Consider the following 22633-nt stretch of genomic DNA (forward strand, 5'->3'; position numbering starts at 1 on the left):
GCCTGCACCGGAATCCAGTCGGCTACGCCGGATCTGCCACCCCGGTGAGCTGCTCCCGCAAGGTGCTCAGCGTCCGGGCCAGCAATCGCGAGACCTGCATCTGCGAAAGCCCGACCCGCTCGGCGATCTGGCTTTGCGTCATATTCGAGAAAAACCGCATGACGACGATCGCGCGTTCCCTCTCCGGCAGGTTCCGCAGCAGCGGCTTGAGCGTTTCCCGGTCCTCGAGCTTCTCGATTTCGGGATCGTTTTCGCCGAGGGTGTCGGCCAGTGCGATCGAACCGGTGTCGTCGTGAGCCTGGTAATCGATCGACGCGGCCTGGTAGGCGTTCCCGGCGTGCAGGGCTTCGGCGACCTCGTCGAGGTCGAGGTCCAGGTGGTCGGCGAGTTCGCGCGCGGTGGGCGCGCGGCCGAGACGCTGGCCCAGTTCCGTGGCGGTCTGGCCGATCCGCAGGTGGAGTTCCTTGAGCCGGCGCGGAACCCGCACCGACCACGTGTGGTCGCGGAAGTACCGGCGGACCTCGCCCATCACCGTCGGGACGGCGAAGGCGACGAAATCGGTCTGCCGCGCCGGGTCGTAGCGGTCGACGGCGTTGATCAGGCCGATCCGCGCCACCTGAAGGAGGTCTTCGGACGGCTGGCCCCGCCGGGCGAACCGCCGGGCGATGTGCTCGGCCAGCGGCAGGTGCTCCTCGATGAGGCGGTGCCGCAGCCGGGAATGCTCGTCGGTGTCCTCGGCGAGGTGGCTGATCTCCTCGAACAACACCGCACAGTGCCGGTAGTCGTCGCTGCGCCGGGTGCGGGTCATGGTCGCCGCGGTCATGTAGATCCTCCTGACAGCCGGGGGAACGTGACTCGGTTAGTGCCATGGAGCGCATCGCGTTGCCGACGCTGATAATCCTTAGTGGACAGTGCCCGGCACCGCAAGACGAGCGGCGGGTCAGCGCGCTCGTCCGGGTCGCCGGGCAGCCGGAGCGTCATGGCCGGGTGGTACCCGCCCGGGAGCACGATCAATCGGGCGGCCACCCGAATGGGGGCTCAAGTCACACCGCGCAGACGCAGGAGAGTGTCGAGTTCGGCGGAACTGCCGGCAGAACGGATCACGGGCGGCGTGAGCTGCCCGATGCGGTGATCGTCGGAGCGCGATGCGGTGACGAACCGGAGGAGCCGCGCGGGCGGCGGAGCGACGCTGGCGCCGCCGAGATACCGGAGCACGATCAGGTCCTCGCCGGAATGCGTTTCGACCGCGATCGCCCATCCGCGGACCTCGTCCCACAGCAGCGCGACATCCCGCTCGGGGTAACCCGGCAGGTGCCCGTCGAGGGCGACGTACGCCGAAAGCGGCGGGCCCTGGTCGACGGTGCAGGATTCCAGTCCGATCCCGAGCGCTCGGGTGACCTCGGCGAGGTACCCGCGCAACGCGGCGAGGAAGGCGTGCGGGTTGCTGGACGGGAAGTGCGGCGTCGTGGTCACGGATGCCTTTCCCCGCGGGGATCAGCTTCCGGACCGCCAGCGCCCGCGCAGAGAGCGGCGGTCGGCGCGGCTGAGCATCCCCGAGGTGTCGCGGGTCCAGTGGCCGCCGCGGGAATCGGTGAAGGACAGCCCGGGAACGGCGGCCGCCGAGTACAGGTCGTCCACCGGCATCGCGTCCTCGCCGAACGGCAGCGCGCGGACGGCGGTCGAACCTGGCGGGATGATCGCGAACCGGGCGTGGTGCGGTTCGTCCTCGTCCGGGCGGGTGACCTCCAGCGAGCAGTCGAACACCGGCGCGTCGCCGCTGTTGTGCGCGCACACGACGTAGTCTTCTTCACGCTCATGCCGGGCGCCCTCGTCGAGCCACGCGGAGACCGACTGCGCCTGCTGCTCCTGGCGGACTTCCGCCTGGTCCTTCCGGTTGAGCAGCATGATCCACACATACGAGGCGAACCCCAGCAGCGAGCCCGCGCTCCCGATCGCCGATACCCACGTCGCGGTCAGTTGTGATCCCATCGCCGCCCGGGTTCCCCGATCGGGCGGCGCTGAAACCCGGTTCGGAAAGGTTTAGACCTCGCGGCGGCGGGGTAGCAAGAACTCAGCGCGGGACCCGCTCCGCGCACCGGACCTCCGTTGCCGCGGGGACGCCGGCGGTGCCGAGACACCGCCGGCGTTTCTGCTGTCCTGAGTGGACAACGCTCAGACCTTCAGCCAGGCAGGGTGCTTGCCTTTCCGCAGCGTGCGCCACTCGTCGGCGAATCTGCTCCGCAGCCCGCTCGCCTCGGCTTCGTCGCGACCGTAGAGGAGACCGAAGGTGAACGTGTTCTGGTTCTCGCTGAAGCCGTCGATCGCGAAGTGCCGCAACGCTTCGCGGTTCACCACGCTGTCCTGATGCTTGCCGAGCGTCTGCTGCGCGGCCTTGACGTGCTTGCGCCAGACACGCAGCTTCTTGCCGAACACCGGCCGGACGGCGTCCGCGGCGTAACGGGCTCGCTTGGCCTTCTTGCGGACGTTGTGCAGCGCCGTCTCCAACTCTGTGCCGCTGAGTCCCTCGGTCGCCGCGGTGGCCCGGTAAAGCTTGCGCGCCGCCTTGCGCAGAGGTTTCCGCAACGCCTTTTTGCCCACGGGTCGCGTCGTGCCGAGCAATGCGGCGATCGACTGCAACAGGGTCAGGTATCGGGTGCTGGACAACGTTTCTGTCGCGCGGGCCAGTGCCGTTTGGGACGTGCGGGCGAAGTCGCGGGTCAAGTATTGCCGCAGCGGCCCGAAAACCAGCTCCGGCGGGACTTCGTCGAGACAGGCTTCGAGACGGCTTTGGGTGACCTCGACGTCCCGCGCGGGGGCGAGTTCGCCGCCCAGCCACTTCAGCTCCGCCGCGACCGCATCGGCCTTCTTCTCGCCCACCAAGGTTTTGAACGTCTGAAGGGCGCTCCGCAGCTTCCGCGACGCCACCCGCAGCTGGTGCACCGAATCGTCCGCCCCGACCCGAAAGCCCAAGTCAGCGCGACGCAGCCGCTCGAAGTGCTCGCTCAGATACGCGGGCAAGACCTCGCGCGAACCGCGTGCCTCCTTCGTCTCGGCACCGATCAGCCGCTGCAGTTTCGACGGCCACCAGGCGTCTTCGGCCCCGCGCTTGCGCAAGCTCCGGTCCAGCCGGTCGAGAAGCTCGGGCGCGGAATCCGGCGCGAGTTCGACGTCCAGCTCCCGCCAGCGGTCCAGCCGAAGCTCCTGTCCCCCAAGGACTTCCGCGGTGACGTGATCGTCCGCCAGTGTCGCCACCGTGCGGCCGGACTCGTCGGCCAGGCGGTGGGTGAACCGGTCGGTCCGCACCTGCGCGACCGGGCGCAGCTTGCGGTCCAGCGTGAACGCACGGACCAGTGTCGCGATCGGACCGGGCACCTGGGGGCTCTCGTCGAGCGGGAACCCCAGCTCCTGGCCGGTGCCGACGGGCAGGTCGAGACACCACCCGGCGCCGCTGCTTCTTCGCAGCGTGATCCCGGCTCTGGCCAGCCGGAAGTCCTTGGTGTCGTAATAGTCGGTCGCCAGCGTCTGCTCGGCGGGAGCTTCCTGGGTGATCCCCTTGCCCGCCAGCCGCGGCACCCGGGCTTTCAAGCTCAGCTCGTACTTGCGTTCGGACACCATGCTTTTCATTCCCGCTCCTGATCCGGTTCAGTCGTTTTCCGCCGCGCCGCCGACGGCCTCGGCGATCGCGGGCACCAAGCCCTCGTCGAAGACGCTGGGCACGAGGTGCTCCCGGTCGAGGTCGCCGCCGACCGTCGCGGCCAGCGCGTGCGAGGCCGCGAGCAGCATCCGCGGGGTCACCCTCGGGGCGCCGGAGTCGAGCAGCCCGCGGAACATTCCCGGGAACACGAGGACGTTGTTGATCTGGTTGGGCAGGTCGCTGCGGCCGGTCGCGACGATCTCCGCGTGCTCGCGCGCGACGTCCGGGTCGGCCTCCGGGTCCGGATTGGCCAGCGCGAACACGATCGCCCGGTCGGCCATCCGGGCGAGGTCGTCGCCCTTGAGCAGGCCGCCAGCGCTCACGCCGATGAAGACGTCCGCGTCCTGCAACGCGTCTTGCAGGCTCCCCCGGACCGCGTCGCCGCGGTTGGTGTTCTCCGCGAGCCACTGTTTCTCGCCGGTCAGATCGCGTTCGCCGTGCAACGCGCCCTTGCTGTCGCAGACCACGATCCGCTCCGCGTCGAAGTCCGCCTTCAGCAGCAGCCGGGCGATCGCGGACCCGGCCGCACCGGCGCCGGAGATCACCACCGACGTCTCCCCTGGCGTGCGATCGGTCAGCTTCAGCGCATTGTCCAAAGCGGCCAGCACGGCGACCGCGGTCCCGTGCTGGTCGTCGTGGAACACGGGGATGTCCAGCTCGTCGTGCAGCTGCCGCTCCACCGTGAAGCACCGGGGCGCGGCGATGTCCTCCAGATTGATCGCGCCGAAGGACGTCGCCAAGTCCTTGGCGGTGCGCACGAGGTCTTCCGGTTCGCGGCTGACCGGGCAGATCGGCCACGCGTCGACGTCGGCGAACCGCTTCAGCAGCGCCGCTTTGCCCTCCATCACCGGCAGCGCGGCTGCCGGGCCCTGGTCGCCGAGGCCGAGCAGCGCGGAGCCGTCGGAAACGATCGCGACGGAATTGCTGCGCACGGTTTCCCGCGCCAGCACCGACGGATCCTCGGCGACGCGCTTGGCCAGCTCGGCGACGCCGGGCGTGTAGTGCTCGGCGAGGTCCTTGGCGTCGTCGAGCCGCACTCGGGTGGTGACTTGGATCTTTCCGCGACTGCTCATGCCAGCCGGATACCCGGCCGCGCGGCGGAGGAATCGTGGTCAGTCGAGGACGTACGCCGCGTCCGGCTCGGTCACCCGGAAACTGAAGCTCTCCTCCAGGTACAACGTCAGCGTTTCGGCGTCGTGGTGGCGATAGCCGACCGAGAGATCCTGGCCGAGCTCCAGCACGAAATCCCCGCCCGCCAGGCTCAGCACGACCGCACCGGTCAGCCCCGGCGTCCGCTTCACCCGGCCGCCGCCCAATGCCCGGCGAAGGTGATCGAGCACGAGAAGGCCGCCGTGTTCGGTGCTCTCCACAATGGAGGTGTAGCCCCCGGGATTGATCGCCAGCGCGTACGGCCCCTCGATCCCCTTGCGCCGCAACGTATCCACCGCGTTGGCCACCACGTGCGGATACCGCTCCGGATCGGTGCCCAGCGTCCCGTGGTCGTACGGGCTCGCCTCGGCGATCCCGGTGATCCCCGCGTCCGGCCAGCCGTGGAACACCGCGCGGTTCTCCAGCAGGCCCACCTGGGCGGCGGCCTGGTCGAGGTCGTCGAACTCCAGGTCGTCGGCGCCGCGTTCGGCGTCCTCGAGTTCCTTCCGCTCGACGGTGAACGGCACGCGCACCTCCACCAGCGGCAACACCCGGCGCTGCTGTGCGAGGGTTTCGCGTTCCCGCGCGGCTTCCGGCGGATCGACGCGCCGGGTCCGGCCGAGCGGCGTGGCCGAGTGCGTCCAGCCGTGCGGGCCCTCGACGTCCACCATCTTGCGGGCCGCGAGGTGGGCCGCCAGCCGCTCCCGAGCCTCGTCGTCGATCTGCTTCCAGCCCCCGGCGGGAATCGGCGCGAGCTCGCGCATCAGGTGGTTCATCGTGCTCCCTTCAGGCCGCCGATGCCCAGCGAACCGTCGTCCGGCGGGGTCTTCCCGGCTTTGCGCTCCTGTTCCTCGACGTAGCGCTCCGGATCGACGTCCCCGGTGTCGATGCCCTTGCCGCCCTCGTGCTCGGCCTTGAACGCGAGGAACTTCCGGCCGAGTTCCTCGCGCAGGCCCGGATCGGCGTGCTCGCGGAAGTCGGCGAGCGCGTCGTCCTCCTCCTCGGCCATGTGCTCGCTGTTGGCGGTGCGGGCCTGCCGGACCGCCGTGTGCCAGGCCGCGCTGCCCGCCGGGTGCCGGCGGGTCTCGGCGACGGCGTCGCGGATGTCGTTGTGGTCGCCGACCGCGTCGAGCGTCTCGTCCTCGGCGTCGGCACCGCGCTGGATCAGCTCGGGGTAGAAGACCGCTTCCTCAGCGGCCGCGTGCAGGTCCAGCAGGTCGGCGAGCGGCTCCCACGCCCGCGCCAGCTCGTCCGGGCCGTCGAGGTCGTCCAGTTCCGCGAACGCCCGCCGGAACCGTTCGTGATCGTCGAGGATCAGGCTGGTGATGTCGCTCATGGCTCTCGACGTTAACTCGCCCGGTGCCGTCGCGCTCGTCGTGTTTGCGCGGGACTCGTTGCGGGTAACGGGTTCTGATGGTCTCGCGTCAGGAACCAGGAGCCGAGCCGCCGGACACCACCAGCCTCGGCACGCTCCGCCGAGCTGCCCGTGATTGTCACGGCTGCGGGCTGTACCGCGACGCCACCGCCACGGTTTTCGGCGTGGGCACCGAGCGCGCGGAGATCTTCGCCGTCGGCGAGCAGCCCGGGGACCAGGAGGACCGGCGCGGCGAACCCTTCGTCGGCCCCGCCGGGAAGCTGCTCGACCGGGCGCTCAGCGACGCGGGCCTGGAGCGCGATTCCTTCTATGTGACCAACGCGGTCAAGCATTTCAAGTTCCAGCTCCGCGGCGAACGCCGGATCCACGACAAGCCGTCGCGGTCCGAGGTCGTCGCGTGCCGGCCGTGGCTGGTGGCCGAGCTCCGGGCCGTTCGGCCGCGGCTCGTGCTGTTGCTGGGCGCGACGGCGGCGCAATCGGTATACGGCAGCGGTTTCCGGCTCACCCGGCACCGCGGCGAACCGCTGGAGCCGCCGGAAGAGTTCGCCGGCCTGTTCGCTTCGGCGGTCGCCACCGTGCACCCGTCCGCCGTGCTGCGCGCACCGGATCGCGACACGGCCTACGACGAGTTCGTCGCCGACCTGCGCGGCCTCTGACCTGCGGACGTTTGCCCGCCCCGGCGAGGGGAATCCGGCCGCCATGAAAGCAGTGACCTGGCACGGCAAGCGGGACGTGCGCGTCGAGGCCGTCCCGGACCCGAAGATCGAGGAGCCGACCGACGCCGTCGTGCGGGTGACCTCCACCGGCATCTGCGGTTCGGATCTGCACCTGTACGAGGTCCTCGGCCCGTTCATGACCGAGGGCGACATCCTCGGCCACGAGCCGATGGGGATCGTCGAGGAAGTGGGCAGCGGAGTGAGCGCGCTGAAGCCGGGCGACCGCGTGGTGGTGCCCTTCACCATCTCCTGCGGCCACTGCTGGATGTGCTCCCAGGGGCTCCAGTCGCAGTGCGAGACCACCCAGGTCAAGGACCAGGGCAAGGGCGCGGCGCTGTTCGGCTACACGAAGCTCTACGGACAGGTGCCCGGCGGGCAGGCCGAGTACCTCCGGGTCCCGCAAGCGCAGTACGGGCCGATCAAGGTGCCCGACGGCCCGCCGGACGAACGGTTCGTCTATCTGTCCGATGTGGTCCCGACGGCGTGGCAGGCCGTGGCGTACGCGGACATCCCCGACGGCGGTTCCGTCGTCGTCTTCGGGCTCGGGCCGATCGGCCAGATGGCCGCGCGGGTCGCCCAGCATCGGGGCGCGGGCGAGGTGATCGGGGTCGATCTCGTGCCGGAACGGCTGGCCCGGGCCCGCGCGCACGGGGCGACGACGCTGGACCTGCGCGACCACCGGCGGATCGGCGACGCGATCCGCGACCTCACCGGAGGCCGCGGCGCGGATTCGGTGATCGACGCGGTCGGCATGGAAGCGCACGGCGCGCCCATCGGGAAACTCGCGCACAACCTGGTCGCGCTGCTGCCGCGAACGCTGGGCGCCAAGGTGACCGAGAAGGCCGGGGTCGACCGGCTGAGCGTGCTGTACGCGGCCATCGACAGCGTCCGGCGCGGCGGCACGATCTCGCTGTCCGGGGTGTACGGCGGGATGGCCGACCCGATCCCGATGATGGAGGTCTTCGACAAGCAGATCCGGCTGCACAGCGGGCAGGCGAACGTGCGCCGGTGGATCGACGACATCCTGCCGGTGCTCACCGCGGACGGCGATCCCCTCGGCGTCGAAGGCTTCGCGACGCACAGATTCCCGCTCGCCGACGCGCCCCGGGCGTACGAGATGTTCCAGAAGAAACTGGACGGCGCCCAGAAGATCCTGCTGGAGCCGGCGACATGAAGGCCCCGCTGAAAACCCTGCGCGAGGCGGTCGTGAACCGCTCGCGGCTGCGCATCCCGGAGCGCGCGTCCGACACCGAAACCGCCACGCTGCGGTATCTGCTCTACGGCATCCTCCCGGCCTGGTTCGTGCCCGGGCTGCTGGACTGGTGGCAGCACCGCCGCACCCGGATCGAGGACACCGCCGGCGTGCGGGAATCGCTGATCCACCTGCTGATGATGGCCGAGGTCGGGCTGCCGGTCACGCTCGCGCTGCTGTGCGAGATCAACCCGCTCGTCCTGGCGGTCATGGTCGCGACGATCGCCGCGCACGAGGCGACGGCGCTGTGGGACGTCAAGACGGCGGTCGACAGCGACCGCGACGTGAGGCCGATCGAGCAGCACATCCACAGTTTCCTGGAGTCGCTGCCGTTCATGGGGACCGCCGCGATCGCTTGCCTGCACTGGAAAGACGTCCAAGAACTGCTGCACGCCGACGACCGGCGCGGCGCTTGGCGGCTGCGGCTCAAACGCCGTCCGCTGCCGCCCGGCTACCTCGCGGGGATCGCGGCGGCGGTCGTGGCGCTGATCGGGGTGCCGTACGGGGAAGAACTGTGGCGGTGCGTGCGGGCGGCGCGTTAACGCTTGTCCGCCCGCCGCGCGAGTCGCTCGCGCTGCGGCACGACGACGTACTTGGGGTCCTTTGCGGACTCGACACCGGCCGCATAGACGCCGAACCGCGTGCACAGCCCCGACGCCAGATACGCCGCCCCCGCGACAACCCCCGCCACCCGATGGCGGCGTGCCGCCAGGGACAACGTCGCGCCCGCCGCAGTGAGCACCTTGGCCGCCTTCAACAACCGCCCAGCCCGACCGGTCCGATAAGGCTCCGAAGCCAGCCCCAGTCCGGTCTCCAGGTGATGTTCCGCCGCAAGCTCCGCGACAGCCCCGGCGAGCCCAGCCCGCACGACCGGCCCGTTTTCCGTCTGCGGCACCGAAAGCAGCGCGATCCCGGCTCCGCTGGTCACCGCGCTGCCCGCGAACAGCACCGGCAGCGTCCCGTGCGCTTCGTGCCAGGACGGCGTCGCCGTGTCGGCCAGCAGCACCGCGGTGTAGGTGCACATCGCCGGACCCAGCACGCCCGCGCCCGCCCCGGCCAACCGGCCGAGGCGCGGCAACCGCCCGGTCACGGTGGAAAACGCCGCCGCAGCGGCGAGACCGGAGAACGGCGACAGGATCCACGAACCCACCGACAGCGGCGAAGTCGGCTTGAACACGCGCAGCATGTTCAAGAACCGCGTCGGCTTGCCGAGGTCGTGGATCAGCGCGACGACACTGGCGATCGACCCGCCGGAAGCAGCCAGCCGGCCGACCTTGGCCAGCTCCGGACGGCCGGTCGCGTCGGCGAGCGCGGCCAGCGACGCCGACGCACCGGCCGCGCCGCCTAGGAACAGGTACAGCGGGACATCCGGCTGTTTCCAGGCAGGCTCCTTGAGAATCGGCCTGCCGTAGTACGAGCGGAATTCGGCGGGTTCGACCATCGCCCGTTCGCGCCGCGGGCTCATCGCCGCCGCCCCAGGAACGACACGACCAGCGCCGCGGCCACCCCGGCGGCGGTCGTCGCGGCGCGCTTCCACATCTGCGGCAAGTCGCGGGTCGTCACGACCGGGTCCGGCGGGAAGCCGTAGACCTCGGGTTCGTCCAGCAGCAGGAAAAACGCGCCGTCGCCGCCGACCCCGTCCTCGGGATCGTGCCCGTAAAGCCGCGCCTCCGGCACACCCGCGTCGTGCAGCGATGAAACCCGGGCGGCGGCGCGTTCGCGGAGTTCGTCCAGTTCGCCGAACTGGATGGAGTCTGTCGGACACGCCTTGGCGCACGCGGGCTCCATCCCGGCGCCGAGCCGGTCGTAGCAAAGAGTGCACTTGAACGCGCGGCCGTCGCTCTCGCGCTTTTCGATGACCCCGTACGGACACGCCGGAACGCAGTAGCCGCAGCCGTTGCAGATGTCCTGCTGCACCACGACTGTGTCGAATTCGGTGCGGAACAGCGCTCCGGTCGGGCAGACGTCGAGGCAGGCCGCGTGCGTGCAGTGCTTGCAGACGTCGCTGGACATCAGCCAGCGCACGCCCGGCTCTTCCGGTTGCTCCTCCGGCGCCCCGACCGTCGGCATTCCGAGATCCACCGCGGGTTTCCGCTGCTCGATGAACGCCACGTGCCGCCAGGTGTTCGAGCCGAGGTCGCCGGTGTTGTCGTAGGAAAGGCCGAGCAGGTCCTGCCCGCCCGCCTCCGGGACGCCGTTCCACTCCTTGCAGGCGACCTCGCACGCCTTGCATCCGATGCACACCGACGTGTCGGTGAAAAACCCCATCCGGGGCTGGGCGCCGTACTCAGCCATGGGCTCGCCTCCGGTACTCCGCCACGAACTCCAGCAGCGCCGGCCCGCGCGGCCGCCGTCCGGGACGGATGTCGCAGGTGGCCGCTTTGGCCTCCTGGATGTGCACGTTCGGGTCCATCACGATCGACAGCAGGTCGTTGGCCGCGTCGCCGCGCGACAGGCCGTTCGGGCCCCAGTGGTAGGGCAGCCCGACCTGGTGGACGGTACGGCCGCGCACCTTGAGCGGTTTGACGCGGTCGGTGACCAGCACGCGGGCCTCGATCGCCGTCCGCGCCGAGACGATGGTCGCCCAGCCGAGATGCGCCAAGCCGCGTTCGGCCGCGAGCGCGGGCGAGACCTCGCAGAAGAACTCCGGCTGCAGTTCGGACAGGTACGGCAGCGTCCGGCTCATCCCGCCCGCCGTGTGGTGCTCGGTGAGCCGGTAGGTGGTGAACACGTACGGGTAGACCTCGCTTCGGGCCGGATTGTACTGGTTCACCGGGCTGTCCAGCGTCTGCCGCACCGGCGATTCCCGCTGGCTGTACAGCGCGTTGGCGACCGGGCTCTCGAACGGCTCGTAGTGCGTGGGCAGCGGGCCGTCGGCCAGCCCGGCGGGGACGTACAGCCAGGCTTTGCCGTCGGTCTGCATGATGAACGGATCGCGGCCGCTCAGCGCGTCCTGTGCCCGGGCCCCGTCCGGCGGCACGTAATCGGGCGGCTTGGCGGCCTCGAAATCCGGGACGTCCGGGCCGGTCCACTTGGCTTCCGAAGCGTCCCAGCAGACCAGCTTCTTGCGTTCGCTCCACGGCTTTCCGTCCGGATCCGCGGAGGCGCGGTTGTACAGGATCCGCCGGTTCGCCGGCCACGCCCAGGCCCAGCCGTTCGCGATCCAGTCCTGTTCGGAACCCGGCTGCCGGTTCGCGGCGTGGTTGTGGCCGTCGGCGCGGACGCCGCAGTAGATCCAGCAGCCACAGGACGTCGAACCGTCGTCCTTCAGCTGGGTGTAGGACGAGAGCGGGCCTTGCGGACCGTGGCCGTTGATCTCCGCGAGGACGGACTCCGCGCTCGGCTCGGCGGTCGGGCCTTCGGCCGGATAGCTCCAGGCGAGGTCCCGGAGCGGGGCGTCGCGCGCGTCGCTGCCCGCGCGTTCCCGGACCAGCCTGCCCAGGTGGTAGTAGAACCACAGGTCGCTGCGGGCGTCGCCGGGCGGTTCGACCGCTTTGTGATGCCATTGCAGCAGGCGCTGGGTGTTGGTGAAGCTGCCGTCCTTTTCGGTGTGCGCGGCGGCGGGCAGGAAGAAGACCTCGGTGCCGATCTCCTCGGACTTCAGTTCGCCGGTCTCGATCTCCGGGCTGTTCTTCCAGAAGGTCGCGCTTTCGATCAGCTGCAGGTCGCGGACCACCAGCCAGTCGAGATTGGCCAGCCCGAGCCGCTGGAACTTCCCGTTGGCCGAGCCGACCGCCGGGTTCTCGCCGACCAGGAAGTACCCCTTGCACTCCCCCGCGATCTGCTTCTGGACGGTCGCGTAGGTCCCGTGGTCGCCGGTCAGCCGCGGGAGGTAGCCGAAGCGGAAGTCGTTGTGCGGCTGGGCGTTCTCGCCCCAGTACGCCTTGAGCAGGCTCACGGTGTAGGAGCGCATGTTGCCCCAGAAACCGGTCTTGCCCGCGTCGGCTTCGACGAAACTGTCGAGGTCCAGGTGCTGGTGCGCGTGCGGCATCGGGATGTAGCCGGGCAGCAGGTTGAACAGCGTCGGGATGTCGGTCGAGCCCTGGATGCTGGCGTGCCCGCGCAGCGCGAGGATGCCGCCGCCCGGACGGCCGATGTTGCCCAGCAGCGTCTGCAGGATCGAGGCCGTGCGGATGTACTGCGCGCCGACGGTGTGGTGCGTCCAGCCGACCGAGTACACCCACGCCGTGGTGCGGTCGCGGCCGGAGTTCGCGGTGATCGCCTCGGCGATCTCGGTGAACTGCTCGACCGGCAGGCCGCAGACGTCGGCGACCGCCTCGGGCGTGTAGCGGGAGAAATGCCGTTTGAGGACTTGGAAAACGCACCTCGGGTGCTGCAGCGTCTCGTCGGTCTTGGGTTTCGTTTCGATCGCCGCGCCGCCGCTGCCGTAGGACTCGGCGCGCGCGGAACTCTGGTGCTTCTCGCCGCAGTGGTGCCCGCCCGGCTGATCCGGGTCGCGGGCGCCCGCCGCCGGGCTCGCTTCAGCGTCCTCGTACGCCCAGGTCGAGTTGTCGTACTGGCGGTTTTCCGGGTCGAAGCCGGAGAACAGGCCGTCGAGGTCCTCGGTGTCGGCGAAGTCCTCGGTCAGGATCGCGGCGGCGTTCGTGTAGGCCACGACGTACTCGCGGAAGTCCAGGTCGTGCTGCAGGACGTAGTTGATCAGGCCGCCGAGGAACGCGATGTCCGAACCGGCCCGCACCGAGGCGTGCACGTGCGCGACCGCGCTCGTGCGGGTGAACCGCGGGTCGACGTGGATGATCTTCGCGCCGCGGGCCTTCGCCTCCATCACCCACTGGAACCCGACCGGATGGCATTCGGCCATGTTCGAGCCCTGGATGACGATGCAGTCGGCGTTGGCGAGGTCCTGCTGGAACGTCGTGGCGCCTCCACGACCGAAGGAGGTCCCCAGACCGGGAACCGTGGCGGAGTGTCAAATACGGGCCTGATTTTCGATCTGTATCGCGCCGAGCGCGGTGTACAGCTTCTTCATCAGGTAGTTCTCTTCGTTGTCCAGCGTCGCGCCGCCGAGGCTCGCGAAGCCGAGCGTGCGGTTGAGCTCGCGGCCCTGGTCGTCGGTGTCCTGCCACGTTTCGGCGCGCGTCTTGAGCACGCGGTCGGCGATCATGTCCATCGCCTGGTCGAGGGACAGCCGCTCCCATTCGGTGCCGTACGGCCGGCGGTAGAGGACCTCGGTGACGCGGCTCGGGCTGGTCACGAGCTGTTTGCTGGCCGAGCCCTTCGGGCAGAGCCTGCCCCGGGAGATCGGCGAATCCGGGTCGCCCTCGATCTGGGTGACCGCGCCGTCCTTGACGTACACCTTCTGCCCGCAGCCGACGGCGCAATACGGACAGATCGAACGGACTACCTTGTCGGCGTCCTCGGTGCGGGCGTGCCATTTCTCCGTACCGGCGGACTTGGCCGCCGAGGCGCGCGCAGTGCGGTCGGGACCGGCCAGCTGCCGGTACACCGGCCAGCTCTCGATCCACCGCCGCATGCCCACGCTGTCACGGTAATCCGTTCTCCCGCCCCGCGCAGCCTCGTCCACACGTCCGGCGGGTCCCGTCGCCGAGCGGTTCGGTGAGCCCGGCGGCGTCGAGGTGCTCCAGCAGCGGGATCATCACCCGGCGGGTGCTGTCCAGTGCCTGCCGCGCCCGCGACACCGTGAACGGCTCGCCGAGCGCGGCCAGGACTTCCGCCGCTCGCTGCGGCGCGTCCGGAGCCAGCACCGCTCCGCCGGCGATCGCGCACAACCGGCCAACTCGGACGGCGGCGGCCAGTTCCCGTTTGCCCAGACCGAGTTTTCGCAGCTCGTCCGCTTCAGGCGCGCGGAACGGGTGCTCGGCGAACCGCGCTTCGAGGACGTCAACGGCCTGGGACACTTCGGCGGTCAAGCCGGTGCCGGGCTTGGTGACCAGCCCGTCCTTCAGGATCAGCCCGTCGCTGAGGACCTCCGGGACGAGTTCCGCGTCCGGAAGGCCGAGCCGGCGCCGGAGCGCCTCGACCGGAATGCCCGCCGCCAGCGGATGTTCGCCGGTCCAGGCCGCGACCGCTTTCCGGACCTCCGCGCGCAACCGGCCGAGGCGGTCCGGGTCGGCGTGCCAGCCGCCGAGCCGCTCGCCCACCTCCGGCAGCCCCAGTGCGCGGAAGTCCTCCTGGCGCACGAAACCCTCGCGGCGGAGGTAATCCCACCCTGGTTCGACGGCGGTCAGCTCTTCGCCACGGGCTCGCGCGGCGCCGCGGCGCGCGAGCGACGGCGGCCGGACGTCCACCACGTCGAACCCGGCCGGGATCCGGTGCTCCCCCGGGTCTCGCAGGAGTCCCCGGTCTCCCGTCCTGAGCGGCAGCGGGTGCGCGAGCAGCAGCCTCGCGGTATCCGGCCCGAGCGGACGCACGCGGGTCGGCACCGCCGCGGATCCGAAGTGCAGCACGAGGTTCCGATGCAGTTCGCCGGACGGTGCGCCACGCAGCCGGACATCGACTTCCGTCGCCGGACGCCACGCGCCCGGGGTCAGCAGAACGTCGCCCCGACCGACGGAATCCTTTGCCACGCCGCGTAAATTCACCGCGACCCGAGCCACCGCGGACACGCTTTCGCGCGGTTCGCCGAGCGCTTGCAAACCACGGATCTGCACCCGGTTCGCGCCGAGCGTCAGCTCGTCGCCGACCTTCAGCGTTCCGCCGCCGAGGGTTCCGGTGACCACCGTGCCCGCGCCCTTGATCGTGAACGCCCGGTCGATCCAGAGCCGGACGTCCGCCTCAAGATCCGGCGGCGGCAACCGGCTGGCCAGCTTGGCCAGCTGCGCGTTCAGTTCCTCGATGCCTTCGCCGGTCGTGCCGCTGACGCTGACCGCGGGCACCTCGCCGAGCGCCGTCGCCGCGATCTCCTTGAGCGCCGCGGTCGTCGCTCGTTCTGGGTCGGCACGGTCGGACTTGGTGACCGCCAGGAGTCCGTGCCGGACGCCGAACGCGTCCAGGGCCGCCAGATGTTCGGCTGATTGCGGCATCCACCCCTCGTCCGCGGCCACGACGAACAGCGCGGCCGGGACCGGACCGGCGCCAGCCAGCATGTTCGGCACGAACCGCTGATGCCCGGGGACGTCCACGAAGGCGATTTCCTCGCCGCCCAGCCGGGTCCAGGCGAAGCCGAGGTCGAGGGTCAGGCCGCGCCGGCGTTCCTCGGCCCACCGGTCCGGTTCCATGCCGGTGAGCTGGCGGATCAGGGTGGATTTCCCGTGGTCGACGTGCCCGGCGGTGGCGATCACCCGCATCGGGAGACCGCCTCCCGCACCGCCGCGTCGTCCGCCGGGGAAATGGTCCGCAGGTCGAGCAGACACCGGTCCCGCACGATCCTGCCGACGACAGCGGGCTCGCCCGACCGCAACGCCTCCGTATACCGGTCGGGCAACGCGACCGCCGCGCTGGGCAGCTCAACGCCCGGCGCGCCACCGCCGCCGACGACCGCGGTCGAGTCGACCGCCTCGGCGGCCACGCCCGCCGAACGCAGCGACGCGGCCAGAGCTTCGGCGCGCTTGCGGAGGTCGCCGACTTCTGCCACCAGCGCCGCCCGCACGGGCGGTTCCGGCCCGCGGAGAGTGGCTTCGAGGGCGGCGAGGGTCAGTTTGTCGACCCGCAACGCCCGAGCCGCCGGATGCCGCCGCAACCGTCGCATCAGTTCGGCATCTCCGAAGAGCAAGCCCGCCTGCGGACCGCCGAGGAGCTTGTCGCCGCTCGCGGTGACGACGTTCGCGCCGTGGGCCAGCGCGGTCGCGACGTCCGGTTCGTCCGGCAGCAGCGGGTGCGGCGCGAGCAAACCGGACCCGACATCGGCGACCACCGGCACGCCGAGCCCGGCCAGTTCGGCGACGCTCGCTTCCGAGGCGAACCCGGTGACCCGGTAGTTCGAGGGGTGGATCTTGAGCACGAATCCGGTGTCCGGACCGAGGGCCGCCGCGTAATCGTCGGCCGAAGTCCGGTTGGTGGTGCCGATTTCGCGCAACCGGGCACCGGTCGAGGCCAGCAGATCCGGGATCCGGAACCCGTCGCCGATTTCGACCAGCTCGCCGCGGCTGACCACGATTTCCTTGCCAGGAGCCAACGTCAGCGCGCACAGCAGCAGGGCCGCCGCGTTGTTGTTGACCACGTGCACCGCCTCCGCGCGCGGCACCGCCTCCGCCAGCGCCGCCAGGGTGCCGCGCCCGCGTTTCGCCCGTTCCCCGGTTTCGAGCGCGAACTCGACGTCGGTGGCCCCGCCCGCCGCGACGATCGCGTCCAGCGCGGCGGCGGACAGCGGTGCACGGCCGAGATTGGTGTGCACGAGAACGCCGGTCGCGTTGAGCACCGGACGCAGCGACGACACCGTCGCGGGCAGCCGGGCCACCACCTCCGCGACGACCTCGCCGGGCTCGATCTCGCCGGCCCGGGCCCGCTGCTGCGCCGCCGAGACCAGCGACCTCACCAGGTCGCGGCCGAGCGTCTCGGCGGCTTTCGCGACCCTCGGCTCGCCGAGCACGGCATCGGTGCGCGGGATCGCCCGGCGCGGGTCACCCATGGCGGAGGCGGACGGGAATCGAACCCGCCAGCGGCAGGACCTGCCGCTCAACGGTGTTGAAGACCGCGCCGGTCACCAGGCCGGATACGCCTCCCTGGGGCATTCCGCCATCCTGCCAAGACCGTCGCGCCCCCGCATCATGAACAGCATGAGCGTCCGGCTGACCCAGTACGCCCACGGCGGCGGCTGCGCGTGCAAAATCCCGCCCGGAGAGCTGGAAACGATCGTCCGCGGCCTGTCCGGCACCGCTCCGAAAGACCCGCCCGGCGAACTCCTGGTCGGCCTCGACGACGGCGACGACGCGGCGGCCGTCCGCATCTCCGGGAACATCGCGCTGATCGCGACCACGGACTTCTTCGCCCCGGTCGTCGACGACCCGTACGACTGGGGCCGCATCGCCGCCGCGAACGCGCTGTCCGACGTCTACGCGATGGGCGGCGTCCCGGTGGTCGCGGTCAATCTCCTCGGCTGGCCCCGGGAGGTGCTCGCGTTCGAGCTGGCCGCGGAGGTGCTGCGCGGCGGCCTGGACGTCTGCGCCGAGGCCGGATGCCACCTGTCCGGCGGACACAGCGTCGACGACCCGGAGCCCAAGTACGGCCTCGCGGTCACCGGCACCGCGGACCCGGACCGCTTGCTCCGCAACGATTCGGGCAAGCCGGGCGTCCCGCTGACGCTGACCAAGCCGTTGGGGATCGGTGTTTTGAACTCGCGGCACAAGGCCACCGGCGAACGCTCCGAGGAGGCGATCGCCGTGATGACCACGCTCAACCGCGCCGCGTCGGCCGCCGCGCTGGAGGCGGGCGCGGTGTGCGCGACCGACGTCACCGGTTTTGGTTTGCTCGGCCACCTGCACAAGCTGGCCCGGGCGAGCGGGGTCACCGCCCGGCTGGACCCGGCCGCTGTCCCCTATTTGGACGGTGCCCGGGAAGCGCTGCGCGACGGCTACGTCAGCGGCGGGACCCGCCGCAACCTCGACTGGGTCCGCCAGCACGCCGACCTGTCGCGGATCTCCGAGGACGAGGCCCTGTTGCTGGCGGACGCGCAGACGTCCGGCGGGCTGCTGGTGGCGGGCGAACTGCCGGGGTATCCGGTGATCGGCGAACTGGTGTCCCGAGCGGACCACACCATCGTCGTGGGCTGATCTCCTTCCCACCGACAGCCAACCCCGCTCGCGCGGCCGTGAGGGGAACCCTGAGGGACTCTGATTCCCTCAGGGTTCCCCTCACGGACCTCTGTCGTCGCGTACCGGGGAGCCATTGCGGATTGGCCGGTCGCCGTAGTGGGTAGCCCCTGCCCGAGGTGAGACATGCGCGCTGCGACCGAGATTCCGCTGTGGTGGCTAGCCCTGACCGGGCTGTGGACCCTCACGCTGTCCACCCCGTCGGCCCCGGAATTGATCGTCGGTACCGGCGCCGCGGCGGTCTGCGCGATCGGCGCCCGGTCCGCGCGCCGGGCGATGCAGGGTTCGTGGCATGTCAAAGCCAGCTGGCTGTCCTGGTTGACATCGCTTCCCAAGGCCGCCGTAAGCGAGTCCGTCGCCGCTTTGCGCACCGTCTTCCAGCGACCCTCCGCCGGAAACTTCGAGAAAGTCACCGTCCCGGCCGGACCTCGCGCGGAACACGAAGCACGGCTCGCCGTCGCGACGGTCGTCCTCGGCTGCACACCCGGGGCGATGGTCGTCGCGAGCCCGCCGGACCGCACCGACGTCGTCATCCACCGGCTGCTCCCCGGCTCATCGACCCTCGATCGGGTGACGCGATGACGTGGCTCCTCCTCGCCGCCCTGCTCCTGATGGCGGGCGGTCTCGGCACCGCGTTGTGGCTCGCCGCCCGGGGCACCGCGATCGAACGCCTGGTCGGCATGCAGTTCGCCGGCACCGTCACCGTCCTGACGCTCCTGCTGCTCGTCCAGGCGTACGGCCCGTCCAGCGCCGTCATCCTCCCGCTGACGCTGACCGTCCTCGCCTTCGCCGGGACGCTCGTCTTCGCGCGACTCCTGGGGACCCGATGACGCTCGCCGCCCAGATTCTCGTCTTCGCCGGGGTGTTCGTCATCCTCGCCTCCGCCGCAGGACTGGTGCGCGCCAAGGATTTGCTCACCCGCCTGCACCTTCTCGCCCCGGCGACCACGCTCGGCGCTCCGCTCATCGGTGCCGGGCTCGTCCTGGTCAACGGCGTCCAGTTCGGCTCGGGCGCGATCCTCGTCACGGTCGTGCTGCTCGCGGTCACCAGCCCGATCCTGCAGTCGGCCACCGCCCGGCTCGAGGCCCGCCGCCGCGGCGAGATCGACGAGGACCTCCCCGCATGACGGCCGCCGTGCTGCTCGTCGCGCTCGCGCTGGTCGCAGTGGCCGGGTTCGCCGTCGTCGCGACGCACGACCCGAAACGGCAGGCGATCACGCTCACGGTGTTTTCCCTGTGCCTGACCGTGCTTTTCGTCGTGTTCCAGGCACCGGACGTCGCGCTGTCCGAACTCGCCGTCGGGGCGGCTGTCGTCCCGCTCCTCGTCCTGCTGACGCTGCGGAAGACGGGCAAGCGATGAGGCCCCGCGACGTTGTCGGCGCCGCCGGGCTGGCCGGGGTCGCCGCGCTGTTCATCGCCGCGTTCACCCGGATGCCGGCCGCCGGGACCGCCGGCCACGGCTACCGGGACCTGGTGCTGCCCATGGGTTTCCGGGAGGCCACCCCGAACCTGGTGTCCTCGATCAACTTCGACCTCCGCGCGCTCGACACCCTCGGCGAGGAAACGATCGTCGCCGCCGCGGTGGTCGGCACGCTCGCCTTGCTGCAGCCGCCCAAGAAAGAGCAGAAACCGGACAACAACGGCTACGTCCTGCCCGCGGTGAAGCTCGGCGGATTCCTGCTCCTGCCGGTCTCGGTGCTGCTGGGCCTCGACATCGTCCTGCACGGGCACCTGACGCCGGGCGGCGGTTTCCAGGGCGGTGTCGTCCTCGCGACCGGCTGGCACCTGCTCTATCTCTCCGGCAGTTACGGCGCACTCGCCCGGCTGCGCCCGATCGACTGGTGCGAATACGCCGAGGCGGCGGCCACCGGCCTCTATGTCGTGACCGGCCTGATGGGACTGGCCGTCGGCGGCTCGTTCCTCGCGAATGTTCTGCCACTCGGCCAATTCGGCTCGCTGCTCTCGTCCGGAACCGTTCTGGTGCTGAGCGTCCTGATCGGCATCGAGGTCGCCGCCGGGTTCGTCGTGCTGCTGTCGCGGTTCTTCGTGCACGGGCTGGAGGAACAGTGACGGGCGTGGTGTCGGCGGCTTGCTACGGAGTGGCGGCTTGGCTCCTGCTGCTCGGCTGCGCCGGGATCATGCGCAGCCGGCACCTCGTGCACACCGTGGTGTCGCTGTCGGTCGCGCAATCCGGCACCTACGTCCTGCTGCTGGCGATCGGCTACCAGGACCAGGCCACCGCCCCGATCGTGGCGCAGGGGCAGTCGCAGCCGGTGGTCGACCCGATGGTGCAGGCCATGACGCTCACCGACATCGTCGTCTCGGCGACCATTACCGCGCTCCTGCTCGCCCTGACGCTGCAGATCTCGCGCCGCCACGGCACGGTCGACCCCGACGAACTGCGTGCGCTGCGCGGCTGACCATGACGACCCTGCCCGCGCTCGCCATCGCCGTCCCGCTGCTGGCCGCCTGCCTGCTGCTCGGCCTCGGCGGCAAACTCCCCCGCGTCGTAGTCGACGTGACCGCCACCCTGACCGCAGCAGCCGTTTGCGTGCTGTGCGTGGTCCTGCTGACCGCGGCACACCACGAGCGAATGGTCGCCTGGCTGGGCCGGCAAGGCCCGGAGGGCACCCGTTCGGTCGGCATCGTGCTCGTCGCGGACGGCCTGAACACGACTTTCGCCGCGCTGGCCGCGTTTCTGACGGTCTGCGCGCTGCTCTACAGCTGGCATTACTTCGAAGCCGTCGAAGCCCGCTACCACGCGATGATGATGCTCTTCCTGACCGGAATGCTCGGGTTTCTCTTCACCGGCGACCTGTTCACGCTGTTCGTGTTCTTCGAGCTGATGAGCGGCGTCGCCTACGCCCTCACCGGGTACCGGATCGAAGAGGCGGACTCCGTGCAGGGCGCGCTGAACTTCGGCGTCGTGAACTCCCTCGGCGCGTACTTCACGCTGATGGGCATCGGCCTGCTCTACGCGCGCGGCGGCCAGCTCGGCCTCGCCCAGCTGGGAGTCGCGCTCGACGGACATCCGGCGGACGCCATCGTCATCGCCGCGTTTGTCTTGGTGTGCACCGGACTGCTGGTCAAAGCCGCGACCGTGCCGTTCCACTTCTGGCTCGCCGACGCGCACGCCGTCGCGCCGACACCGGTGTGCGTGCTGTTTTCCGGCGTCATGGTCGAACTCGGCCTCTACGGCGTGCTCCGCATCCGCACCACCGTGTTCGGCGCCGTGCTGGACGACGCCACCGTCAGCCGGATCTTCCTCGCCGCCGGGATCGCCAGTGCGGTGCTCGGCGCGGTGCTTTGCTTCACCCAGCGGCATCTCAAACGGTTGCTGGCCTACTCGACCATCGCCCACATCGGACTGTTCCTTTGCGGACTGGCCGCGACCGGCGGCGAGGCGACGGCCGCGTTCGTCCTCTCAGTGCTCGGGCACGCCGGGGCCAAAGGCGCGCTCTTCCTGCTCACCGGGGTGTTGAAGGACCGCTACGGCAGCGTCGACGAGCACGATCTGTTCGGCCGCGCAACGCATTCGCGGACGGAAGCGGTGCTGTTCCTGATCGCGGCGACCGCACTCGCCGGGCTGCCGCCGTTCGGACTGGCGCTGGGCAAAGACGCTGCCGAACACGCCGGCCCGGAATGGCTGACGGTCGTGTTCGCCGTGGTTTCCGCGCTGACCGCCGCGGCGGTGCTGCGCGCCGGGCTGCGAGTCTACTTCGGACTCGGCAGGCCGCCCGCCGGCGATTCCGCCGACACGACCACCGGCTCCGGCGAGCAACCCGAAACCGGCCAGCCGATCCGGCGCACCCCGGTGCCGATGCTCGCCGCCATCGTCGTCCTGCTCGGCTTCGCGCTGGCCGCTGGAGTCGCTCCGTGGCTCCGTGACGTCGCCGCGGCGGCCGGGGCGCAAGCGGTCGACCGCGCGGGCTACCTGCACGACGTCCTGCCCACGCTTCCGCCGTCCCTGCCCACGACGGGCTCCGAACTGTCCTGGACCGGCCCCGGCCTGCTGTCCGCGGCGGTGACCGCCGTGCTCGCCCTCGGCACCGCGGCAGGTGCACTGTGGTCGCGGCACCGGACCCCGAAACCGGTGCACGAAGCCCTGACCGTCCTGCACCGCGCGCATTCCGGCCAGGTCGGCGACTACGTGGCCTGGCTGCTCGCGGGCGTCGCCGTCCTCGCCGGGCTGGTCTGGCTCTGACCTCGCCCGGGTTTGCCCGCCGGCCGTCCGGGTACCCGCACGGCGGTCCGTGACGCCGACTGTGAGGAGTTGCCGTGCCCGCCCGCACCGCCGACGGCCCGAAACTGCTGCCCGAGACCGAAGAACTGGCCACCGGCAAGAACTTCGCCGCGGTCACCACCGTGCTGCCGAGCGGCCGGCTGCAGACGCAGATGATCTGGGTGCACGCCGAGAACGGCAAGATCGTGCTCAACACCGAGACTCACCGGGCCAAGTACCGCAACATCGCCCGCGACGACCGGATCACCGTCCTCATCCGCGACGAGCGGGACCCCTACCGCTACGCGGAGGTCCGCGGCCGCGTGACCGGCGTCGAGACCGGCGAACGGGCCCGCCTGCAGGTCGACCAGCTCGCCCGCAAGTACACCGGCGGGGACTATCCGCCGGAAGCGATCAAGTCCGAACGCGTCATCCTGCGGGTGACCCCGGAGCGGCAGACGTTCATCGACCAGAAGAAGGGCGTGGCCGACTGACCCG

At 70.7% G+C, this 22633-nt stretch carries 24 protein-coding genes and 1 tRNA gene; 12 read left to right on the top strand and 13 right to left on the bottom strand.

Annotation, left to right across the window (positions count from 1 at the left end):
- Window positions 1-22: 22 nt before the first annotated feature.
- The 7 genes from ACZ7SW_RS15885 to ACZ7SW_RS15915 all read right to left on the bottom strand — a co-directional run bounded on the left by ACZ7SW_RS15885 (window position 23) and on the right by ACZ7SW_RS15915 (window position 6179).
- The gene (locus ACZ7SW_RS15885; protein ID WP_470231120.1) at window positions 23-823 is read right to left on the bottom strand and encodes a SigB/SigF/SigG family RNA polymerase sigma factor; all 801 of its coding nucleotides are present in this window, start codon (window positions 821-823) and stop codon (window positions 23-25) included.
- 215 nt (window positions 824-1038) lie between these two features.
- Window positions 1039-1473, bottom strand: coding sequence for a DUF6292 family protein (locus ACZ7SW_RS15890; RefSeq protein WP_470231121.1), 435 nt, complete (start codon window positions 1471-1473; stop codon window positions 1039-1041).
- Between the two features lie 21 nt (window positions 1474-1494).
- Window positions 1495-1989: a hypothetical protein gene (locus ACZ7SW_RS15895; RefSeq protein WP_470231122.1), complete on the bottom strand. Its 495-nt coding sequence runs from the start codon at window positions 1987-1989 to the stop codon at window positions 1495-1497.
- Window positions 1990-2172: 183 nt separating this feature from the next.
- Window positions 2173-3624, bottom strand: coding sequence for a CYTH and CHAD domain-containing protein (locus ACZ7SW_RS15900; protein ID WP_470231123.1), 1452 nt, complete (start codon window positions 3622-3624; stop codon window positions 2173-2175).
- An 18-nt stretch (window positions 3625-3642) separates the two neighbouring features.
- Window positions 3643-4767, bottom strand: coding sequence for an NAD(P)-dependent malic enzyme (locus tag ACZ7SW_RS15905; RefSeq protein WP_470231124.1), 1125 nt, complete (start codon window positions 4765-4767; stop codon window positions 3643-3645).
- A gap of 39 nt (window positions 4768-4806) precedes the next feature.
- Window positions 4807-5619 (bottom strand): family 1 encapsulin nanocompartment shell protein, encoded by an 813-nt coding sequence (locus ACZ7SW_RS15910; RefSeq protein ID WP_470231125.1) that lies wholly within the window; start codon window positions 5617-5619, stop codon window positions 4807-4809.
- Complete coding sequence (locus ACZ7SW_RS15915) at window positions 5616-6179, bottom strand: hemerythrin domain-containing protein (protein WP_470231126.1); 564 nt, start codon at window positions 6177-6179, stop codon at window positions 5616-5618. Before ACZ7SW_RS15915 ends, ACZ7SW_RS15910 begins: the two co-directional genes overlap by 4 nt.
- Before the next feature lie 77 nt (window positions 6180-6256).
- Here ACZ7SW_RS15915 and ACZ7SW_RS15920 point away from each other — a divergent pair, with 77 nt between their 5' ends.
- From ACZ7SW_RS15920 to ACZ7SW_RS15930, 3 genes are read left to right on the top strand one after another with little or no spacing between them, the layout of a single operon-like run.
- Window positions 6257-6874: a UdgX family uracil-DNA binding protein gene (locus ACZ7SW_RS15920; protein WP_470231127.1), complete on the top strand. Its 618-nt coding sequence runs from the start codon at window positions 6257-6259 to the stop codon at window positions 6872-6874.
- Window positions 6875-6917: 43 nt separating this feature from the next.
- Window positions 6918-8108 (top strand): zinc-dependent alcohol dehydrogenase, encoded by a 1191-nt coding sequence (locus tag ACZ7SW_RS15925; protein ID WP_470231128.1) that lies wholly within the window; start codon window positions 6918-6920, stop codon window positions 8106-8108.
- Window positions 8105-8728 carry a diguanylate cyclase/phosphodiesterase gene (locus tag ACZ7SW_RS15930; protein ID WP_470231129.1) on the top strand — a complete coding sequence of 208 codons (624 nt, stop codon included), beginning with the start codon at window positions 8105-8107 and terminating at the stop codon, window positions 8726-8728. The genes ACZ7SW_RS15925 and ACZ7SW_RS15930 overlap by 4 nt, the downstream gene beginning before the upstream one ends.
- Here the strand turns inward: ACZ7SW_RS15930 and nrfD are convergent.
- The 6 genes from nrfD to ACZ7SW_RS15960 all read right to left on the bottom strand — a co-directional run bounded on the left by nrfD (window position 8725) and on the right by ACZ7SW_RS15960 (window position 16828).
- Window positions 8725-9651, bottom strand: coding sequence for an NrfD/PsrC family molybdoenzyme membrane anchor subunit (gene nrfD / locus ACZ7SW_RS15935; RefSeq protein WP_470231130.1), 927 nt, complete (start codon window positions 9649-9651; stop codon window positions 8725-8727). The genes ACZ7SW_RS15930 and nrfD overlap by 4 nt on opposite strands.
- Window positions 9648-10481, bottom strand: a complete 834-nt coding sequence (locus tag ACZ7SW_RS15940) for a 4Fe-4S dicluster domain-containing protein (RefSeq protein ID WP_470231131.1) — start codon at window positions 10479-10481, stop codon at window positions 9648-9650. Before ACZ7SW_RS15940 ends, nrfD begins: the two co-directional genes overlap by 4 nt.
- Window positions 10474-13686: a formate dehydrogenase gene (gene fdh / locus ACZ7SW_RS15945; protein ID WP_470231132.1), complete on the bottom strand. Its 3213-nt coding sequence runs from the start codon at window positions 13684-13686 to the stop codon at window positions 10474-10476. Before fdh ends, ACZ7SW_RS15940 begins: the two co-directional genes overlap by 8 nt.
- A gap of 4 nt (window positions 13687-13690) precedes the next feature.
- Window positions 13691-15454 (bottom strand): selenocysteine-specific translation elongation factor, encoded by a 1764-nt coding sequence (gene selB / locus ACZ7SW_RS15950; protein WP_470231133.1) that lies wholly within the window; start codon window positions 15452-15454, stop codon window positions 13691-13693.
- Window positions 15445-16734, bottom strand: a complete 1290-nt coding sequence (gene selA, locus ACZ7SW_RS15955; RefSeq protein ID WP_470231134.1) for an L-seryl-tRNA(Sec) selenium transferase — start codon at window positions 16732-16734, stop codon at window positions 15445-15447. Before selA ends, selB begins: the two co-directional genes overlap by 10 nt.
- Window positions 16734-16828, bottom strand: a tRNA-Sec gene (locus tag ACZ7SW_RS15960). The genes selA and ACZ7SW_RS15960 overlap by 1 nt, the downstream gene beginning before the upstream one ends.
- A gap of 54 nt (window positions 16829-16882) precedes the next feature.
- Between ACZ7SW_RS15960 and selD the strand changes: the two genes are divergently transcribed.
- The 9 genes from selD to ACZ7SW_RS16005 all read left to right on the top strand — a co-directional run bounded on the left by selD (window position 16883) and on the right by ACZ7SW_RS16005 (window position 22629).
- A complete protein-coding gene (gene selD / locus ACZ7SW_RS15965) occupies window positions 16883-17875 on the top strand; it encodes a selenide, water dikinase SelD (RefSeq protein WP_470231135.1) in 993 nt (330 codons plus the stop codon).
- Window positions 17876-18040: 165 nt separating this feature from the next.
- A complete protein-coding gene (locus ACZ7SW_RS15970; protein WP_470231136.1) occupies window positions 18041-18496 on the top strand; it encodes a hypothetical protein in 456 nt (151 codons plus the stop codon).
- Window positions 18493-18744, top strand: a complete 252-nt coding sequence (locus ACZ7SW_RS15975) for a monovalent cation/H+ antiporter complex subunit F (protein WP_470231137.1) — start codon at window positions 18493-18495, stop codon at window positions 18742-18744. Before ACZ7SW_RS15970 ends, ACZ7SW_RS15975 begins: the two co-directional genes overlap by 4 nt.
- Window positions 18741-19040, top strand: coding sequence for a cation:proton antiporter (locus tag ACZ7SW_RS15980; protein ID WP_470231138.1), 300 nt, complete (start codon window positions 18741-18743; stop codon window positions 19038-19040). The genes ACZ7SW_RS15975 and ACZ7SW_RS15980 overlap by 4 nt, the downstream gene beginning before the upstream one ends.
- The gene (locus ACZ7SW_RS15985) at window positions 19037-19273 is read left to right on the top strand and encodes a Na(+)/H(+) antiporter subunit B (protein WP_470231139.1); all 237 of its coding nucleotides are present in this window, start codon (window positions 19037-19039) and stop codon (window positions 19271-19273) included. The genes ACZ7SW_RS15980 and ACZ7SW_RS15985 overlap by 4 nt, the downstream gene beginning before the upstream one ends.
- Window positions 19270-19983, top strand: coding sequence for an MnhB domain-containing protein (locus tag ACZ7SW_RS15990; protein ID WP_470231140.1), 714 nt, complete (start codon window positions 19270-19272; stop codon window positions 19981-19983). The genes ACZ7SW_RS15985 and ACZ7SW_RS15990 overlap by 4 nt, the downstream gene beginning before the upstream one ends.
- Window positions 19980-20333: an NADH-quinone oxidoreductase subunit K gene (locus ACZ7SW_RS15995; RefSeq protein WP_354751095.1), complete on the top strand. Its 354-nt coding sequence runs from the start codon at window positions 19980-19982 to the stop codon at window positions 20331-20333. The genes ACZ7SW_RS15990 and ACZ7SW_RS15995 overlap by 4 nt, the downstream gene beginning before the upstream one ends.
- A 2-nt stretch (window positions 20334-20335) precedes the next feature.
- On the top strand, window positions 20336-22117 hold the full coding sequence (locus ACZ7SW_RS16000; RefSeq protein ID WP_470231141.1) for a complex I subunit 5 family protein: 1782 nt from the start codon (window positions 20336-20338) through the stop codon (window positions 22115-22117).
- Window positions 22118-22191: 74 nt separating this feature from the next.
- Window positions 22192-22629 carry a PPOX class F420-dependent oxidoreductase gene (locus ACZ7SW_RS16005; protein ID WP_470231142.1) on the top strand — a complete coding sequence of 146 codons (438 nt, stop codon included), beginning with the start codon at window positions 22192-22194 and terminating at the stop codon, window positions 22627-22629.
- Window positions 22630-22633 lie beyond the last annotated feature (4 nt).

The sequence above is a fragment of the Amycolatopsis sp. NPDC114484 genome (genome assembly GCF_055633755.1).

Coding starts and splice junctions, on each gene's coding strand:
- ACZ7SW_RS15885 (WP_470231120.1), bottom strand. CDS start 823: ATGACCGCGGCGACCATGACCCGCACCCGGCGCAGCGACGACTACCGG.
- ACZ7SW_RS15895 (WP_470231122.1), bottom strand. CDS start 1,989: ATGGGATCACAACTGACCGCGACGTGGGTATCGGCGATCGGGAGCGCG.
- ACZ7SW_RS15900 (WP_470231123.1), bottom strand. CDS start 3,624: ATGAAAAGCATGGTGTCCGAACGCAAGTACGAGCTGAGCTTGAAAGCC.
- ACZ7SW_RS15905 (WP_470231124.1), bottom strand. CDS start 4,767: ATGAGCAGTCGCGGAAAGATCCAAGTCACCACCCGAGTGCGGCTCGAC.
- ACZ7SW_RS15910 (WP_470231125.1), bottom strand. CDS start 5,619: ATGAACCACCTGATGCGCGAGCTCGCGCCGATTCCCGCCGGGGGCTGG.
- ACZ7SW_RS15915 (WP_470231126.1), bottom strand. CDS start 6,179: ATGAGCGACATCACCAGCCTGATCCTCGACGATCACGAACGGTTCCGG.
- ACZ7SW_RS15920 (WP_470231127.1), top strand. CDS start 6,257: ATGGTCTCGCGTCAGGAACCAGGAGCCGAGCCGCCGGACACCACCAGC.
- ACZ7SW_RS15925 (WP_470231128.1), top strand. CDS start 6,918: ATGAAAGCAGTGACCTGGCACGGCAAGCGGGACGTGCGCGTCGAGGCC.
- ACZ7SW_RS15930 (WP_470231129.1), top strand. CDS start 8,105: ATGAAGGCCCCGCTGAAAACCCTGCGCGAGGCGGTCGTGAACCGCTCG.
- nrfD (WP_470231130.1), bottom strand. CDS start 9,651: ATGAGCCCGCGGCGCGAACGGGCGATGGTCGAACCCGCCGAATTCCGC.
- ACZ7SW_RS15940 (WP_470231131.1), bottom strand. CDS start 10,481: ATGGCTGAGTACGGCGCCCAGCCCCGGATGGGGTTTTTCACCGACACG.
- selB (WP_470231133.1), bottom strand. CDS start 15,454: ATGCGGGTGATCGCCACCGCCGGGCACGTCGACCACGGGAAATCCACC.
- selA (WP_470231134.1), bottom strand. CDS start 16,734: ATGGGTGACCCGCGCCGGGCGATCCCGCGCACCGATGCCGTGCTCGGC.
- selD (WP_470231135.1), top strand. CDS start 16,883: ATGAGCGTCCGGCTGACCCAGTACGCCCACGGCGGCGGCTGCGCGTGC.
- ACZ7SW_RS15970 (WP_470231136.1), top strand. CDS start 18,041: ATGCGCGCTGCGACCGAGATTCCGCTGTGGTGGCTAGCCCTGACCGGG.
- ACZ7SW_RS15975 (WP_470231137.1), top strand. CDS start 18,493: ATGACGTGGCTCCTCCTCGCCGCCCTGCTCCTGATGGCGGGCGGTCTC.
- ACZ7SW_RS15980 (WP_470231138.1), top strand. CDS start 18,741: ATGACGCTCGCCGCCCAGATTCTCGTCTTCGCCGGGGTGTTCGTCATC.
- ACZ7SW_RS15985 (WP_470231139.1), top strand. CDS start 19,037: ATGACGGCCGCCGTGCTGCTCGTCGCGCTCGCGCTGGTCGCAGTGGCC.
- ACZ7SW_RS15990 (WP_470231140.1), top strand. CDS start 19,270: ATGAGGCCCCGCGACGTTGTCGGCGCCGCCGGGCTGGCCGGGGTCGCC.
- ACZ7SW_RS16000 (WP_470231141.1), top strand. CDS start 20,336: ATGACGACCCTGCCCGCGCTCGCCATCGCCGTCCCGCTGCTGGCCGCC.